This is a genomic window from Massilia sp. CMS3.1 (assembly GCF_051262535.1).
In the GTDB taxonomy this organism is placed as follows: Bacteria; Pseudomonadota; Gammaproteobacteria; order Burkholderiales; family Burkholderiaceae_D; genus Telluria.
In genome coordinates this window covers 1-16,404 of sequence record NZ_JBIMES010000025.1, presented here as the reverse complement: position 1 = coordinate 16,404, position 16,404 = coordinate 1, and the positions used below count along the sequence as shown (strand labels likewise).

Annotated in this window: 11 protein-coding genes, 3 tRNA genes and 1 pseudogene; 8 read left to right on the top strand and 7 right to left on the bottom strand. The window is 58.7% G+C overall.

What is annotated here, in order from left to right; genetic code table 11:
• Positions 1-7: 7 nt before the first annotated feature.
• The 6 genes and pseudogenes from ACHAC9_RS22840 to ACHAC9_RS22815 form a co-directional block, all read right to left on the bottom strand.
• A complete protein-coding gene (locus ACHAC9_RS22840; protein WP_435763805.1) occupies positions 8-2,455 on the bottom strand; it encodes a hypothetical protein in 2,448 nt (815 codons plus the stop codon).
• Complete coding sequence (locus tag ACHAC9_RS22835) at positions 2,442-3,905, bottom strand: hypothetical protein (protein ID WP_435763803.1); 1,464 nt, start codon at positions 3,903-3,905, stop codon at positions 2,442-2,444. The genes ACHAC9_RS22840 and ACHAC9_RS22835 overlap by 14 nt, the downstream gene beginning before the upstream one ends.
• 64 nt (positions 3,906-3,969) lie before the next feature.
• On the bottom strand, positions 3,970-5,283 hold the full coding sequence (locus ACHAC9_RS22830; protein ID WP_435763801.1) for a site-specific integrase: 1,314 nt from the start codon (positions 5,281-5,283) through the stop codon (positions 3,970-3,972).
• 124 nt (positions 5,284-5,407) lie between these two features.
• Positions 5,408-5,593: pseudogene (locus ACHAC9_RS22825) on the bottom strand (tRNA 2-thiocytidine(32) synthetase TtcA); the annotation flags it as partial.
• Positions 5,590-5,988, bottom strand: a complete 399-nt coding sequence (locus ACHAC9_RS22820; protein ID WP_435763799.1) for a dihydroneopterin aldolase — start codon at positions 5,986-5,988, stop codon at positions 5,590-5,592. The gene ACHAC9_RS22820 and the pseudogene ACHAC9_RS22825, both read right to left, overlap by 4 nt.
• A gap of 37 nt (positions 5,989-6,025) precedes the next feature.
• The gene (locus tag ACHAC9_RS22815) at positions 6,026-6,814 is read right to left on the bottom strand and encodes an SDR family oxidoreductase (RefSeq protein ID WP_435763797.1); all 789 of its coding nucleotides are present in this window, start codon (positions 6,812-6,814) and stop codon (positions 6,026-6,028) included.
• Between the two features lie 54 nt (positions 6,815-6,868).
• On the opposite strand from ACHAC9_RS22815, the gene ACHAC9_RS22810 reads away from it, so the two are divergent.
• The 4 genes from ACHAC9_RS22810 to ACHAC9_RS22795 all read left to right on the top strand — a co-directional run bounded on the left by ACHAC9_RS22810 (position 6,869) and on the right by ACHAC9_RS22795 (position 12,397).
• The gene (locus tag ACHAC9_RS22810; RefSeq protein WP_435763795.1) at positions 6,869-8,017 is read left to right on the top strand and encodes a class I SAM-dependent methyltransferase; all 1,149 of its coding nucleotides are present in this window, start codon (positions 6,869-6,871) and stop codon (positions 8,015-8,017) included.
• Positions 8,018-8,069: 52 nt separating this feature from the next.
• On the top strand, positions 8,070-8,984 hold the full coding sequence (locus ACHAC9_RS22805; RefSeq protein ID WP_435763793.1) for a J domain-containing protein: 915 nt from the start codon (positions 8,070-8,072) through the stop codon (positions 8,982-8,984).
• A 224-nt stretch (positions 8,985-9,208) separates the two neighbouring features.
• Positions 9,209-10,843 carry a response regulator gene (locus ACHAC9_RS22800; protein WP_435763791.1) on the top strand — a complete coding sequence of 545 codons (1,635 nt, stop codon included), beginning with the start codon at positions 9,209-9,211 and terminating at the stop codon, positions 10,841-10,843.
• 6 nt (positions 10,844-10,849) lie between these two features.
• Positions 10,850-12,397, top strand: a complete 1,548-nt coding sequence (locus ACHAC9_RS22795; protein ID WP_435763789.1) for an HDOD domain-containing protein — start codon at positions 10,850-10,852, stop codon at positions 12,395-12,397.
• On the opposite strand, the gene ACHAC9_RS22790 is transcribed toward ACHAC9_RS22795, so the two are convergent.
• A complete protein-coding gene (locus tag ACHAC9_RS22790; protein WP_435763787.1) occupies positions 12,360-15,638 on the bottom strand; it encodes an EAL domain-containing protein in 3,279 nt (1,092 codons plus the stop codon). The two genes, ACHAC9_RS22795 and ACHAC9_RS22790, sit on opposite strands and share 38 nt — an antisense overlap.
• A 192-nt stretch (positions 15,639-15,830) precedes the next feature.
• Here ACHAC9_RS22790 and ACHAC9_RS22785 point away from each other — a divergent pair.
• From ACHAC9_RS22785 to ACHAC9_RS22770, 4 genes are all read left to right on the top strand, one after another.
• Positions 15,831-15,915, top strand: a tRNA-Tyr gene (locus ACHAC9_RS22785).
• A 38-nt stretch (positions 15,916-15,953) separates the two neighbouring features.
• Positions 15,954-16,027 (top strand) — tRNA-Gly (locus tag ACHAC9_RS22780).
• 36 nt (positions 16,028-16,063) lie between these two features.
• A tRNA-Thr gene (locus ACHAC9_RS22775) sits at positions 16,064-16,138 on the top strand.
• A gap of 77 nt (positions 16,139-16,215) precedes the next feature.
• Positions 16,216-16,404, top strand: a 189-nt coding sequence (locus ACHAC9_RS22770) for a GTP-binding protein (RefSeq protein WP_435762934.1), incomplete at its 3' end; no start/stop codon positions are given.

Here is a 16,404-nt window from a genome sequence, read left to right as displayed (position 1 = left end):
CCCATGGTTATGCTTTCCTATCATCATTTCTATTTCGTTTAAGTAGCGACGTACGCTGGGATATTGTCATATTTCCCGGCGCTGAATCGAAAGTTACAATAGTGCCTACTGAAATTGAACCATCATTTTCGATAGCAATGATTGCATCGCAACGGCTGATGTCATCTTTGAATTGCTGTAGTTGCAAACGAATTGAACGCGGAATTTGTTTGTACGAAAGAATTTTCTCTTCGCACTTCGCGATCATTTCCTCGGCGTACTTTCGCCGGCTTTGGATATTGCTAAGCCGTACTACATCGCCTTTGCGCCACAGTTGCTGATCACATCGGGTGCAGTCACCGTATTGCTTGCAGGGATCAAGTGACCAATCAGTGGCGCAACCGCCGATGTCCGTCATATGTTTGGGCGCTGCATTCTTGTAAAGAAACTCCTTTCGATCCACAAGTTTGATCGTTGCCGCCCGCGCGGCAATAGGTCCAGCAACGCAAAAATCTATGTCTGGATCGAACGTTTCAATAGATTGGGTCACAATCTCATGTGCAGTTCGCCTATCATAATGCTGCGATTGCCACCCGCTTTTTCGCCCCGCAAGCTCATCAATGAAAACTTCATGTGCCCCTGCTAAAAGCGCAACTGTATGATGATATTTACGCGTGCCATGTAGCGTAATTGACGGGTAATCTCCGTTTCGCAACTTGACATCTAACGCTCTGAAAAGCATTGCTTCGCCGGCCTCTGTATTGCTTATCCAACGGTTAATACTAGACGCCGTGATGACGCTTGGGCACCACCACATATAATTATTTTCACCTGGCAGTGCGGTATTGTTCGTGTCCGTCTGAAAGCACACTAGAAGCGCCTTATCCAACGTTATATTAGAATCTTTGCTAGTATACGGCCAATGTATAAGGCCTGATCGTTGCTTGAATTGCGAGAGCAGTTCCGCCCGAAGGTCTGTACTGCGAATATAACTGTTCCCTCGGCGGCTATTTTTGAAAATAAGATCGAGCACCAATCGCTTTTTTGTTGCGTAGCCTTTCATGTATTCGCTAGCTACGACCTTACTAACAAATAGCTCCCGTGATACATTTGGCGGAAATGTTGTTAAAAAGCCAGCTTCTCGCGCTGCCGTTTCTATTTCAAAAATTGTGCAAAAATCCGTTGCCCAGCGGTAGCATTTAGGAATAGGGCTCCAAATGTCATCGGGCGTATCTACAAAAAATAAAGGTTCGATTTTCTTAAGCCGTCGGGGGAAGCGTGGTGTCCCCTTTGGTAACTTTGCTCTCAGTGCCTGATAAGTTTGCGAAACGGTCAAATACTCGTTTGAGAAAATGGCCAGTAAATCTTTGGGAATAAATAATTCGCTAATAGATTCAAATTCGTTGCCAAATCGTCTGATATAGAAACCCAGTGCTTCGTGAGCACCTTTTGAATACTCACATACAACCTCGAAAAGTTCATGTGCTAAAGGGCCGAGCTTTTTTGAGATCGGGAGGTCCTGAGCCGCGTCAATTTTAGGACGCCCGATACGAATTCGGTACCGACCATTCGAATCGGACTTACAGTAAACAGCGTCACGCTGCAGTGTCATCAAATCTGAAATCCGCATGGATACGGTAGTAAAAGCAAGCCCTGTTATTGCAGAAATGAATGTGCGCTGGTCGTCTTTTCCATAGCGATTCGTAGCCTTCCGGTACGCAAGCCCGACTGCAGCGGCCGTCTCGCTAGTTACTCTCCCACTAGGAAGTTCGTCTAAATCGGTCGAATTACGTGCGCTTAACGTCGACGAAATTGGTGCCGCGATACAGGCCGAAAATGCGAACGGCTTTTCAAGAATCCGGAAGCCCTTGCCAGTAAAACGAAACGTTTTACTGTTGTGGCCGTTTTGAAGCATGTTCGCAAGGATTTCAAGTTCCTTCGCTGAATCATATTTTTTCGATAAACAATAGCGCGACTCTTGGAGCAATCGGGTTGTTCGTTCGAAAGTAATATGCTTTAAGTTCACAGGATCGTTATTGCCGCCCGTCTGGTCTCTTAGTGCTCTTTCGAGAAAAGTTAGCGCCATCATTAAGGCTTTTGGCGGAGAGCGTAAATCCCGGTAGACGCAAATTACATTTATGTAAGCTTTGGCGAACTTTAAAAAACGACCTGGAGCCAGTAGGCCATTTTGATCAAAAATTTCCGGCTGCGAATCTCTACGGGCTCGCTTAAATACAGACCGCCCTTGCGAAAGATATTCGTGCTTTAAGAACCAAGAGCGTGCAGTGTTGTCACCATGGCTCAACAGCGATTCAGCCCACTCGAAGTACGGAGCGTCGCAATCGAATTTAATCGAGTGCACTGTATTTATTGCAGCTGACCCAAATGGAATCGCCCATTCAATAAAATGGTCGAATCGCTGATTTACCTGAGGAACAGTAGGGGGGCAGAACAGGGGTATATTAACTTGGCCCATTCTCGTTTTTTATCCTGGCCATTAAGCCTTCTACAATTGAAATAACATGGTCGTCTCGACTCACTGAAGCTGCCGGCAACCTCATTTTTATAGCCACGTTTTTGCGGTTTTGTAGAAAATTTAGGACCACATGGTGAGGCCCGTCCCGAAAAGCCTCGAAGCGTGCGCAATCGTAGCATCCTATTGGAGCAAACACATCGCACGGGTCATCTCCGCACGACCCCAATCCTTCATCTAGATTTGGGTCAAAAATCACATGCTCGGAATCGGGGTGGGTTGCAGCATCTCGGTCAATTATCTTTCCCTGAAAAGCGTCAGCAATGAAGTCATGTTCGCTTTCCATTTTCTCTTCATAGTCGGCAAATGCTTCATCAGATAAATTAGTATAATGTCTCAATGAAGTAATGGATGTTTGAAAGCCAGCACGTGCCAATACTTCAACCGGCGCGCCCTGAATAGCGAGGTGAGTTAATTTCGTATGTTTAAATCTTCTCGTAAATAGGTCATCGTCATCGAGGTCGTCTATTCCCTCGGATATCAAAGTGCGCGTGGCCGCTATCCGGTCCACAATAGAAATTGAGCGCTTCGCTATTATTGTTTTTCTTCCGCTGGACTTAGTTAAGCAAAAAAGGGGTAAGGTTCCTAGTAGTGGCCCGCCGATTATCTTCTCTAGATGAAGAATATGATCTATAAGTGCTCTACTGACTGCTTCGGATAACCTTGTGGACAGCATATAGTCACGTCCCGAGGTTCCGGCTTGCTTAATGATTGGGACATTTATTTCTACTCTCGCGTTATCGATCTTGCGCTTTTCAAGGTCAATTATGTCGCCTACAATCAATAGTCTTAATTGAGTAGGTCTCATCGCTTCAGATATTATAAGGCGCCAAAGTAGATGATCTTGGGCGTTAAAATGAGAGTTGATGTAAAGATTATTTAATCTTGCAAGGATCGTGCGCGTTGTAGATACCGAAAAAGGCCTTTCCTGTATATCTGAATTTTGGATTTCGAGAGTATCCCTTGGTTTCGGGGATCTAGATGTCGAAATGTAGTCAGATAGGCATTGTGAAATTCCGAGTTCTTTGCGTTTGAGCCAGAACTTAATTAGAGATCGGAGTAATTTTATTTGACTTGGGTTCTTGTCCTGAGAATACTTGTTGAACATCCCCAACGAGATGTGTTCGATTGGAGACGAATTAATCCCGGCTAAAAACTTCGTAAAGCGCGTAAATTCGTCAACCCATCTGATAACGGTACTAACTTTACGTTTCCCATTAAGCGCGTTTAAGATTACGCACCAATAGACAAAGGCGATTTTTTCTGCCAGATACCTGGAGCTCTCGCGGAGTCGAAGATTGCGACGACCGGCATCTCCCTCGAGCAGCATTTCGTCGAGATCTACGTTCACAAAATTTTTCGAATCAATGAGTCTTATTTTTTTAGGCAACATTGATACGTCCTATACTTAGAAAATATGTATGTGTGGCGCTTAGAAACACCATGACGCTCAGAAATCATTGGTTTGGTTCTATTCGCCGGTCTCGCTCTTCAACATATTCAGCCTCTATATTTGAGATATGGCGGCTCGCGTAAAGCTCTGGCATCTTTGATTTCGGCGACCAATGCCCCCGTAAAAGCATTAGGGCCCGTATTTCTGCCGCGCTTTTACCTTTTGATGAGGTCGTCTCCCATAGATCTGTAAAGTGAGTGTGACGAAGAACATGTGGAGAAACTGATTCGAAATCTTCAATTTTTTGCAGTTTGTTAATTATACGGTTTAAATTTCTGCGCGAAATGGGTTTCCCAGTTCTAGGGCCAGAATGACATACGAACAAATATGGAGTTTCAAAACCGGTTTTTCGAAGTTCAATGGCTTCCCGCCGCTCATGTGATACATAAAGAACTAGCTGAGCGGCTAGGTCTTTGTTAATCGTGACAGGACCAGCCAATGTTTTGACACTAGGTTGATTTAAGCGATCATCGTTAATGTCATTAGGTCTTCTAATAACTTTTACAATTGCCCTTGTTTTACGGGAAGAAAGCTTGAAATTGGCGTCCAAGTCCTCGCAGCGTAGCTTAAGCAGTTCTCCTGCACGAAGGCCTGCTTCATGTAAGAGTCGCGCAATCAGTTGATCTCTTTTGCCTTGCGGTGACTTTGAAAAAAAACCTGAATCAAGTAAAACTATTCCCAAAAAATCTGACTGATCACGAGTTAGGGATTTACATTGAGGCGCTTTTTTCCCCGCACTCATGACATTGGCAAAAGCCAAATTTAATATTTCCTGATGGCGAACGCTTTTAGCCATCTCTCGGTCTTCTAAATTTATGACGCCTTCGATCATGCTTCGGGTAAGCCAGAGAAGGTAACTTCGGATGTTAATAAGCCGGCTATTTGTCGTTGTGCTTTCGACAGTTTTTCCTGACGGGAGGACACGTACGTTTTTAGCTTCGCGTTGGAATGCCTCCGCGAGCTCCCGTGCGGATGTTTGACCCCAAGTGTGCAGGTCGATTACTTCGCGTTCAGTTAGCGCAAGTTTTCCGGCGCGAACGCGTTGTTCTGGCGTCAGCCATGACGGGGAGCGTTTGCGGCGTAGGTCAAGCCACTGAAGATAAAAGGCTAGGTCATACATGACCGTAACCTGGGTGTTCAGCGCTTTTTGCCCTAATGTACGGAATACGTAAGTTGTGGGTAATTCGTGTAGGAGGCCTGAAACCCGATCAACTAGCAGCGGGCGGCGAATTGCACGAGCACCTTCGTCGCTTTCCACCTCGTCAAATATAACGCGGATCTGAGCTGAAAGATGGCTGTCGAGGGTCGGGTTGTTCACTGGGAGAAAGCATAGTTGAGGTGCTTTCCAGCATATTTTGCTGTTGAATTTTTGTAAAGCCTGAAAGATCAGCTGGTGGAGAAGTGTGGCGTAATCTTTACAGATGTGAAGGTGTGCGCATAACCTTGCCGCCGGACAGGCAGACCATCACCTTGTCGCCATCTTCGATCATGTTGAAATCGCCGATCGCCTGGCCGACCAGGCGGCACAGGCGTTTATGCAGCTTGTTGTTCTCGTAGGTGGTCTTCTCGCGCTTCTTGGCGTCGAGGGTGGCCTGCTCGTCGGCGGATATCAGTACTGCAGCATTCATGCTTCTTCCTTCATCTGAAACACTTCCACGCCGACGCCTTCGCAGTCGGGATACACATCCGGCTTCATGGTCGACACGCGCGCGGCGCGCACGCGCGGGTGGGCCAGCATGGCGCGCACGACATCGTCGCAGAGCGTCTCCTGCAAGTGCACGTGGCCCTGCGCCATGCGCTGGATAATGGTCTCGCGCATGAAATCGTAGTCGACGACTTCGTCGAGATGGTCGGCTGTCGGCGTCGATTCGGCCAGCGGGATGTACAGGTCGACATTGATCAAGACGCGCTGCTCGCCCTTTTTCTCGAAGTCGTGGACGCCGATGTTGATCATCACTTCGTAATTGCGCAGGAACAGCCGGCGGCAATTGCGCAAGCTCGGGTGGGTCAGGGCGGACAGCATAAGAAAAGGCCTTGTTAAGTTACTCAGTTAAATTTGATTATTTCGTAAGAAACATCACGTCGCGCGCCAGCGGCACCAGGTGCTGGCCGCCGTCGACCACCAGCGTCGTGCCGGTGAGCGCGCGCGCCGAGGCCGCATACACGACGGCGTCGGCGATATCCTGCGGCGTCGAGGAGCGCCCTAGCGGCGTCAGGGTGTGGGCCTGCGTAAAACCTTCCTCGCTCTGGTCGCCCGACACCAGCGTGATGCCGGGTGCGACACCGACAATACGCATCTTGGGTGCCAGCGCTTGCGCCAGCATCTTGGTGGCCGTCTCGAGCGCCGCTTTCGACAGCGTGTACGACAAAAAATCCGGGTTGAGATTGTACAGTTTCTGGTCGAGCAGGTTGATGACGACGGCCTGGCTGTCGTGCGGCGTCGACGCGTGCAGCGCCTGCGCCAGCAAGAGCGGCGCGGCCAGGTTGGTGCTCATATGCGCTGCCAGCAGCGCAGGTGAAAACGTGGTGGCGCTGTCGTATTCGAACAACGAAGCGTTGTTGACAATGCAAGTCACGCGCCCAAGCGCTTCGGCGGCGCGACCAGGCAGCGCGCGTACCGCCGCTTCATCGCCCAGGTCGCAGGGCAGCAGGGCGGCGCGCCGTCCAAGGGCGCGGATCGCATCGGCCGTCTCGTTCGCTTCGCGCTCGGAATGGCGGTAGTGCACGGCGATGTCCCAGCCGGCTTGCGCCAGCCCCAGGGCGATCGCGCGGCCGAGGCGGCGGCCGGCGCCGGTCACGAGCGCGACCTGGGTTGGGCCAGCGCCGGCTGGAGGCATGATGTGCGTCATAGGCTGCCGTTGAGTGAAATTGTTGATCCCTGCCGATCTGGCTACAATGCCGGGATGTCCTTACCCCTTCCCGACAGCGACGCGCTGGCCGCGTCCCACGCCTTACAACAGGAAATTGCTACCGCTATTCAAGAGGCGGGCGGCGCGATTCCCTTTTCGCGTTTCATGGAGCTGGCGCTGTATGCGCCCCGGCTCGGCTACTACAGCGGCGGCGCGGCCAAGTTGGGGGCCAGCGGCGATTTTACGACCGCGCCCGAGATCTCGTCCCTGTTCGGGGCGGCGCTGGCGGGTGCGGCAGCCGCTATTATCGCCCAAAGCGCGCCCAACATCATCGAATTCGGCGCCGGCACCGGCAAGCTGGCGCGCGACGTGCTCACCGCATTGCGCGCCGAAGGCGTGGAAATTGACCGCTACACCATCATCGAACTGTCGGGCGAATTGCGCGCGCGCCAGCAGGAAGCATTCAAGGATTTCCCGCAGGTCGAGTGGCGCGACGGTTTTCCCGACGATTTTAGCGGCGTGGTGCTGGCCAACGAAGTGCTCGACGCCATGCCGGTCGAACTGGTCCTGAAAACGGCGCATGGCTGGCGCCGACGCATGGTGACGGTCGCCGACGGGCGGTTTGCCTATGAAGAGGCGGAACTCGACGCCGCATTGAGCGCGCAGCTGGTGCGCCAGATTCCCGACTTCGACGCGCTGCCGGAAGGCTATCTCACCGAATTGCACCCGGTCGCCTGCGGCTTCATGGGCTCGCTGGCAAGCATGTTTGCGGGTAACAAGGGCGCGGCGATCCTGATCGATTACGGCTTCCCGGCACACGAATACTATGTCGACCAGCGCAGCGGCGGCACCTTGATGTGTCATTATCGCCACCATTCGCATCCGGAACCGTTTTTCCTGCCGGGGCTGCAGGACATCACGGCCCACGTCGATTTCACGGCCATGGCCTTGAGTGCCCAGGATGCCGGGCTGCCGGTGCTGGCTTACCTGAACCAGTCCGGTTTCCTGCTCGGCTGCGGCATCGGCGAGCTGCTGCTGCGTACCGATCCCGAGGACGCCGTGCGTTATTTGCCACAGTCGAAAGCGGTGCACAAGCTGGTGGCGCCGAGCGAAATGGGAGAGTTGTTCAAGGTGCTGATCGTGGGGAACGAGGTCGAGTTGCCGGATGCCATCCTGCGCGCCGATCGCAGCCGCCGTCTGTAGCGTCGATAACTTGCGCCGGGGATACAAACCCGGCTATGCTGTACCGCACACCATGGCCAAGATTCATACCCATTACGACAACCTGAAAGTGGCGCGCGGCGCGCCGCAGGAAGTCGTGCGTGCGGCCTACAAGGCGCTCAGCCAGAAATACCATCCCGACAAGAACCAGGGCGACGAAAAGGCCGCCCGCATCATGGCGATCGTCAACACCGCCTACAACATCCTGTCCGACCCGGTCCGCCGCAAGGAGCACGACGAGTGGATCGCGGCCGAGGAATGGGAAGTCGAGTGGCTCGAGAGCAGCGGCGACGAAGGCGCCCGCCCCAGGGGCGACAACTGGGAAACGCCGCCACCGCCGCGCAATCGGCGCCGCCTGCTGCGCGAACCGCGCTGGTGGCTCGGCATGCTGGGCGGCGTGGTCGCCGGCGCCGTCTGCGCGCTGGTGCTGGTGAAGCAGCCGCGCCTGCTGCCGACCGCGCTCGCTTTCAACAAGCCGGAAACCATCGCGCCCGTGACCTCGGTCCCGGCGCCGGATCCGGACGCCTGGGCCATCCCGACCGGATCGAAAACGCCGCCCGCCGTCGTCAAGGCGCTGGCCGTGACCCAGCTGATGGTGCCGGCGCGCCAGCCCGAATGCGACACGGATCTCGCCACGCCGGCGGCGCCGAACGGCGAACCCTGGCCCGAGCAATCCGGTTACATCCCCGGCTACCCGACGGGCAACAGCGGGCGCGAGATGACGGTGGTGGTCGACAACAGCGCGAACCCCTCTGCGCTATTCGTCAAGATCTTCGATCTGGAGCGCCGCTCGAACGTGCGCCACGCCTATGTGCTGGGCAACGGCATGCTGACAATCGATGGCCTGGCGGCCGGCAAGTACGAGGTGCGCTATCAAAACGTGGTGAGCAATGCCTCGCGTGCCGAGTGCAGCAACAAAACCGCACGCCGCGCCGACGCCGGATTTTAGAGCGCCTGACAAAGCGCCCATGGCGGCCTTGCACTTCGACAATGCGCCTTGCCCTGAGCGCTTTGTCCGGCGCTCCTGATCAGGCTGCGACTGTTGCTTTTTCCCATCGGCAATGCGGTTTAATGCGATGCCCGACCCTTTTTCGTTAATTTGTTCCCTTGACGTAATATACTCGGCCGGCAGCGGCCAGGCCGCGCATTGCCGCTGGCCCCACGGAAGACGCCATGAACGAATTAGACGGCCTCACAGCCCTGCTCATCGAGCCCCACTCGGGCATGCGGGCCAACATCCACAGCATGCTCACCATGTGCGGCCTCACCCGCATCGAGCACGCCAGCAGCGCCAATCAGGCAGTCAAGCAACTGACCCTGCGCAGCTTCGATCTGGTGCTGTGCGAATACGACCTCGAGGGTGGCCAGGACGGCCAGCAGCTGCTTGAAGACTTGCGCCACCATAAGCTGGTGTCGCTGGCGACGATGTTCTTCATGGTCACCGCCGAGGGCGATTACGGCAAGGTCGTCAGTGCCGCCGAACTCGCTCCCACCGACTACATCCTGAAACCGTTTACGGCCGACCGCCTGCTCGAGCGCATCGCCCGCGCGCTCGAAAAAAGGAACGTTTTCCTCCCGGTGTACCGCTTGATGGAAGCGGGCGCCCAGCACGAGGCGATCGAAACCTGTGCCCTTGGCGAGGCCGCCCATCCCCGCTACGCGATCGATTTCCTGCGCCTGCGCGCGGAACTGCACCTGTTCCTGGGCGAGGCAAGCCAGGCCGAACCGATCTACCGCAAACTGGCCGAGAGCCGTGCGATCGCATGGGCCCGGCTCGGGCTGGCGAAAACCCTGTACCTGTGCGAGCAGTACGAAGAAGCGGGCAGCATCTTGACTGAATTGGTGCAGACCAACACGAATTTCGTCCATGCCTATGACTGGCTGGCGCGGACCCACACGGCGATGGGCGACCTGGAGCAGTCGCAGCAGGTGCTGGGGCGCGCAGTGGCGGTCTCGCCGCATGCGGTGCGCCGCCTGCGCACCCTGGGCGAAGTCGCCTTCGAGGCCGGCGACGACGAGACGGCGGAAAAAGTGTTGAAACAGGTCGTGGCCAAGGCAAAATATTCGGAATTTCGCGATCCGGAAGACCACGTGAAACTGGTGCGCACCCTGGTGCGCAAGGGCGATCCGGTGGCGGCCGCCTCGGTGATTCGCGACCTCGACCGCTCGATGGGCGGCAAGGGCCACGCCGACGCCTGCAGCGCGATCTCGTCGGCGCTGCTGCACGAATACACCGGCAACGAAGAACGCCTGCTGGAATCCTTGAATGCCGCGCTGGCCGCCAGCTGCGACCTCCCTGGCATGTCGCCCGACCTGAAACTCGAACTGGCCCGCAGCTGCCTGGCGCACGACATGGCCGATGGCGCGACCAGCTTGGTGCGCGACGTCATGCCCAATGCCGCCGACGCCACCGCGATGGACCGCGCGATGAGCGTCATGGCGCAAGCCGGCCACGCGGAACTGGGGACCATGCTGGCCCAGGAAACGCACCAGCATGTGCTCGACCTGGTGGCCGGCGGCGCCGAGCGCGCACGGGGCGGCGACCATGCCGGCGCCGTCACACTGATGCAGGAAGCGGCGCTGCGCATGCCGGGCAACCCGCAAGTCGCCTTCAACGCCGCGCTGGCGCTGCTGCGCTGTCTGGAGCACACTGGCTGGGACGACAAGCTGGGCCTGCAGGCTCTGGCCCAGCTGGCCGCGGTGCGCCGGCTCGACCCGCGCAACCCGAAACTGGCCGCGCTCACCGCGCTGCACCAGACGGTTTTAAAGAAGTACGACAAGGGCGCACGCGCCAGGAAAGCCGGGTAATTCCAGATGGTAGACGCAGCAATCCAGCCGCCGGACGAGGGCGTCACTCGCCGCGTGCGCGCGGCCTTGATGCAAAAAGTGAACGGCGACGAAGAGATGTTCGCCCTGGGCGGCTCGATCGCACGGGTGATCGAACTGGCCGACGCCGACGAGCCGGGCCCGCACGATCTTGCCTATTTCGTCCTGTCCGATGTCGCGCTGACCCAGCGCATCCTGCGCCTGTCGAACACGGTCCGCTACCGCACGGTGTCCGGCACCGCGGTGACCACCGTCTCGCGCGCCATCGCGCTGCTCGGTTTCGATAACGTCAAGACCACCGCGCTGGCGATGCTGCTGGTCGACACGCTCGATAACGGCGCCCACGCCGGCAGCGTCCGGGTCGAGCTGGAAGCCTCCCTGTGCGCCAGCCTGGTCGGGCGCGAGATGGCGAGATTGTCGTTCTACCAGGGTGCCGAGGAAGCGGCGATCGGCGCACTGTTCAAGAACCTGGGCGCCTTGCTGGTCGCCACGCACCAGCATGAACGCTACCGCGAGATCAACCAGCTCGCCGCCGCCGGCAAGCACACCCAGGCGCAAGCCTCGCAGATGATCCTCGGCTGCAGCTACGACAGCTTATCTGCCGCCGTACTGGCCGAGTGGAAGATTCCGGACGTGATCGTGCGTGCCCAGGCAGCGCTGCCCCCGGGGCCGTTGAAGACGGCCGGCAGCCGTGGCGAATGGATGCGCCAGGTGGCGTCCTTCAGCATGGATGTGGCACGTTTATTGGGAAAGAGCGGCGATCCGTGCGACACCCCTGACGCACGCGCGCTGCTGGCGCGCTACGGCGCTGCCTTCGAGCTGGACGCGGCAAGCCTGGAGCGCCTGTTCGAGAACGTGGCCGAAGGCATGCAGGGTCTGCTGGAAAGCATGAACCTGCAGCCGCTGCCGACACCCGAGCCGGAGCCGGGTGATGGCTTGCCCGACGTATTGATGCTCGCCACGCTCGACGCCGGCGAGATGGAGACGGGCGCCTGGCCGAGCGGTAAACCAAAGAATGCACGCGAGCTGCTGCTGGCCGGGGTGCAGGACGTGACGCAACTGCGCGCCGGCGGCCGTGCGCGCGTCAACGACGTGATCCTGGCCGTGCTCGAGACCTTGTTCCGGTCGCTGGGTTTTCGCTTTGCGACCGTCTGCCTGAAAGATGCGCGCCAGGGCCAGTACCGCGCCCGTGTTTCCTTTGGCCCCGAGCAGGCGCGGGTCCAGGCCGGATTTCAATTTTCGATCCCCGCACAGGGCGCGCGCGACCTGTTCCTGCTGGCGATGGAAAACGAGGCCGACCTGATGATCTCGGACGCGTCGAGTCCGAAGATCCGCGAATTGCTGCCCGCCTGGCACCGCGCCCTGCTGCCGGACGCGAAAAGTTTTATCGTCCTGCCGCTGGTGGTGGGCAAGGCGCAGCTGGGCTTTTTCTATGCCGACCGCGCCGGCACGGCGCCCGAAGGCATGCCGCCCGACGAAACGGCCATGATCCGCGCCCTCAAGCGTCAGGTACTGGCTGTACTTGCGTCCGGATGAATTCACGGAACTCGGCGGCCGGCATCGGCCGCGAGAACAGGTAGCCCTGCGCTTCGTCCCCGTGCTTGGCGCGTAAAAAGCCCCATTGCGCCTGGGTCTCGACGCCTTCGGCCACCACCGTCAGTCCGAGCGAATGGGCCAGTCCAATCGTGGCGGCGACGATCACCGCGTCGTTCGCGTTGTGCTCGATGTCCTTCACGAAACCGCGGTCGATCTTGATGCGGTCGATTGCGAACAATTTCAGGTAAGCGAGCGACGAATAGCCGGTACCGAAGTCGTCGATCGCCAGTTTGAAACCGCGCGTGCGCAGCTGGCGCAGCAGCAGGCGCGTTGCCTCCGGATCGCGCATCGCGGCCGTCTCCGTGATCTCGAGTTCCATCAGCGACGGATCGATGCCGTAATGCGCGACCAGTTCGTCCAGCCGTGCCAGCAGCGTGCCGCCCGAAAACTGGCGCGCCGACAAGTTCACGGCCAGGCGCAAGTCATCGAGCCCTTCGCGCCGCCATTGCGCCAATAATTTCATGGTCTGCCCGAGCACCCAGTCGCCCAGCGGCACGATCATCCCGCTTTCCTCGGCGACGGGGATGAAGCGGCTCGGCTCGACGCTGCCCAGTTCCTGGTCGTTCCAGCGCAGCAGCACTTCGGCGCCGATCACCCGTCCGGTGTCGAGCTCCACTTGCGCCTGCAGGTACAGCTCGAACCCTTCCGCGTTGAGTGCGCTCCACATGCGGTTTTCCAGCAGCAGGTGCTCGTGGGTGGCGGCGTTCATCTCGGGCGAGAAAAATTGAAAATTGCCGCGTCCTTCGCGCTTGGCCGCGTACATCGCCATGTCGGCATGCCGGATCAGGGTTTCGGCGTCTTCGCCGTCATCCGGGAACAGCGCTACGCCGACGCTGCAGCCGCTATGGGCCGTGGCACCGCCCAGTTGATACGGATGCGACAGCGATTCGACGACCCGTACCGCGACCGTGGTGACGCTGTCGGGCGTCAGCGGGCCGGCCAGCACGATGATGAATTCGTCGCCGCCCAGGCGCGCCAGCGTGTCGACCTCGCGCAATAAATCCTTCATGCGCTCGGCCGCGCACACCAGCAGCTTGTCGCCGGCGGCATGGCCGAGCGAATCGTTGATCTTCTTGAAATGGTCGAGGTCGATGAACAGGACCGCGGCCGGCTCGTTGTGGCGGCGCGCCAGGGCCAGCTGCTGCTCGAGCCGGGCATTCAGGGCGAAGCGGTTTTCCAGGCCGGTGAGGGCATCGTGGTGGGCCAGGCGGTAGATGCGTTCCTGCGAACGCTGCTGCTCGGTCAGGTCGCGCAGGATGCAGACGAAGAACGCCTCTCTCCCCATCAGCACCGGCGCCACCGAGATCGACAGCGGCACCGCCTCGCCACTCGCATGGCGGCCCTCGAGCACGCAATCCTCGGGCACCGCCGTCGCCAGGCGCGCCAGTTCGGCGCCGGCATCGCCCCCGGCGCCGCCGGGATTGGGCACGAGCGAACCGAAGGACAGGCCGTCCAAGTGCGGCGGCGGGTAGCCGAACAAGCGCGCGGTGGCCGCATTGGACGACACCAGGATGCCGCTTGCATCGACCGTGATGATGGCATCGGCGGCGTTGTCGAGGATCGCCTCGAGGCGCGCTTCGCGGTCGCGCAGGCGCGCCGTGCGGTCGGCGACCTGCTCCTCGATGACGGCACGCTCGCCGCTGATCAGCAGCATCAGTGCGCCCAGCATGCCGGTCAGCAGCAGGCCGGCCGACAGCACGCTCCAGCTGGCCGCGCCGGTTTCGGCTTCCATGTAGGCGTGCGTCGGCCGGAAACTCAACTGGTAGCTGCGCCCGGCGAACGACAGGCCGACCCGGTAATCGTCGCGGCGGCGCTGGCCCATGCTGCCGGACACCGGCAGGGCTGCGCCGTCGGTGACGTCGACCATGGCTGCATGAAAGCCGTCGAACCCGGAGCGGGCGATGGCTTGCCCCAGCAGGCGCTCGGCATTGAGCACGAAGATCACTACCCCGGCCGGCGGCCCGGGCCCTTCGCCGACCGCGCGCAGCAGGCTGATGCCGAGTTGGGGTGTGGAAAGCAGCATGTACGGCTCGGAAGCGACCGGCGCGCGCGAAACCATGGCCTTGGCCGCCACGGCCGCGCGGCCGGGCGCGGCGAGGAAGTCGACCCCGCGGATCATGTTATTGCCCGCCGGCCAGATGTAGAGCACCGGCAGGTAGCGCTCGCGCTGATTTGCCGGCACCAGGCGCCGCGTCTCGTCCATGTCGACGATGGTCGTGAACGCCGGGTCGACCGTACGCCGCACCCAGTCCTCGAAGCCGGCGCGCTCGGCGTCCTGTACCGGTACCGCCCAGTTCACGCCCTGGATCTCGGGGCGCCCGTCCGCATAGCCGGCTGCGATATGCAGGAACTTGTCGCGCGCAAGAATGTGTTCGGTGTCGGCCAGGGTGCGGGCGAAGGTGCCCACGAAACGCACGTGCTCGTTGAATTCAGCCTGCAGCATGTCGGCTGTCTGCTGCGCCTTCAGGCGGTAGGGCTGCAGGTGCTGCTCGTGTTCCCACCCCAGTGCCAGGCGGTAGATGGTGACGACCGCGGCGCTGGCCAGCAGCAAGGGCAGGGCGACCAGCGGCGCGCGGCGGCGCCACAGGCGGCGCGGATAGCCGCAAATGATCCAGCACAGGGGCGCGGCCAGCAGCACGCCGAGCGTGTCACCCGCCCACCAGGCAAACCAGAAGCGCAGCTGCGAGACCTCGTCATACGCCCCCAGCGCATACAGGAGCGGCACCGAAACGGTGGCGCTGGTCAGGCAGACGACCGGGGTCAGCAGAAAATACAGCATGACGTCGTGCCCGGAGTCGATCGCCGGGCGCATGCGGCGCCGGAACTGGCTCGCCCCTATCCAGGCCTGGAGCAGGGCGCCGAGGGCGCCGGTCAAGGTCGCCAGCAAGACAGCGCCCTGCGACAGCGCGGGATTGTTGGCATGCAGCAGAAAGGCGGCCAGGCCGGCGCCGATGGCCACCGCCGGCAAGACGCGCATGCCGCCGGCGGTGGCCAGTGCCAAGCCGACCCCGGCCGGCGGGAACAGGGGCAAGGCATAGCCCGCCGGCAGCGCCAGCCAGTTATTGACGACGCGCATCGCGAGATACACCGCGATGATCGACAGGCCGGCAACGAGGATCTGCGGCCAGCTCCAGCGAGGGTATTGGGGCGCCTTGTTGTCCATGTGCGGGAGTATTGACATGCCTGTGGCATACAGTACCGCAGCGCGCGGCAGAGCGGCGCGCCAATTGTAGAAAAAAGACCCTTGCAGATTCCTACCCCCTACGGTTACAATCACGCCCCGAAGCAACGCTGCTATTTAAGCCAAGTCAGTGATGATGGCAAAAATAGTTGACAGTATGTTGAGCTTGCTTCATACTCTGCGGTTCTTCGCGGTGGGGTGGCCGAGTGGTTAAAGGCGGCAGACTGTAAATCTGCTCTCTCTGAGTACGCTGGTTCGAATCCAGCCCCCACCACCAAATGAAGAAGTCGTGAAGTCGAATTGAAGTTGTACCTCGCGGGTGTAGCTCAATGGTAGAGCAGAAGCCTTCCAAGCTTACGACGAGGGTTCGATTCCCTTCACCCGCTCCAGTAAATTGTGCCGCAAGCTGTGCGGCGCAAACATCAGCCCTTTTAGCTCAGTGGTAGAGCACTCCCTTGGTAAGGGAGAGGCCACGTGTTCAATCCACGTAAAGGGCACCAGAATTTAAAGCGGCAGTGCGATGTACTCGTCCGTCAGGTGTGCCTGGTAATTCTCAAAATATCGTTAGGAGTCTCAAATGGCAAAAGGTAAATTCGAGCGGAACAAGCCGCACGTCAACGTCGGTACCATCGGACACGTTGACCACGGCAAGACCACGCTGACCGCTGCAATCGCTACCGTCCTGTCGAAGAAATTCGGCGGCGAAGCAAAAGCATACGACCAGATCGATGCAGCGCCGGAAGAGAAGGCACGCGGCATCACCATT

Coding starts and splice junctions, on each gene's coding strand:
- ACHAC9_RS22840 (WP_435763805.1), bottom strand. CDS start 2,455: ATGGGCCAAGTTAATATACCCCTGTTCTGCCCCCCTACTGTTCCTCAG.
- ACHAC9_RS22805 (WP_435763793.1), top strand. CDS start 8,070: ATGGCCAAGATTCATACCCATTACGACAACCTGAAAGTGGCGCGCGGC.
- ACHAC9_RS22815 (WP_435763797.1), bottom strand. CDS start 6,814: ATGACGCACATCATGCCTCCAGCCGGCGCTGGCCCAACCCAGGTCGCG.
- ACHAC9_RS22800 (WP_435763791.1), top strand. CDS start 9,209: ATGAACGAATTAGACGGCCTCACAGCCCTGCTCATCGAGCCCCACTCG.
- ACHAC9_RS22790 (WP_435763787.1), bottom strand. CDS start 15,638: ATGTCAATACTCCCGCACATGGACAACAAGGCGCCCCAATACCCTCGC.
- ACHAC9_RS22835 (WP_435763803.1), bottom strand. CDS start 3,905: ATGTTGCCTAAAAAAATAAGACTCATTGATTCGAAAAATTTTGTGAAC.
- ACHAC9_RS22820 (WP_435763799.1), bottom strand. CDS start 5,988: ATGCTGTCCGCCCTGACCCACCCGAGCTTGCGCAATTGCCGCCGGCTG.
- ACHAC9_RS22810 (WP_435763795.1), top strand. CDS start 6,869: ATGTCCTTACCCCTTCCCGACAGCGACGCGCTGGCCGCGTCCCACGCC.
- ACHAC9_RS22795 (WP_435763789.1), top strand. CDS start 10,850: ATGGTAGACGCAGCAATCCAGCCGCCGGACGAGGGCGTCACTCGCCGC.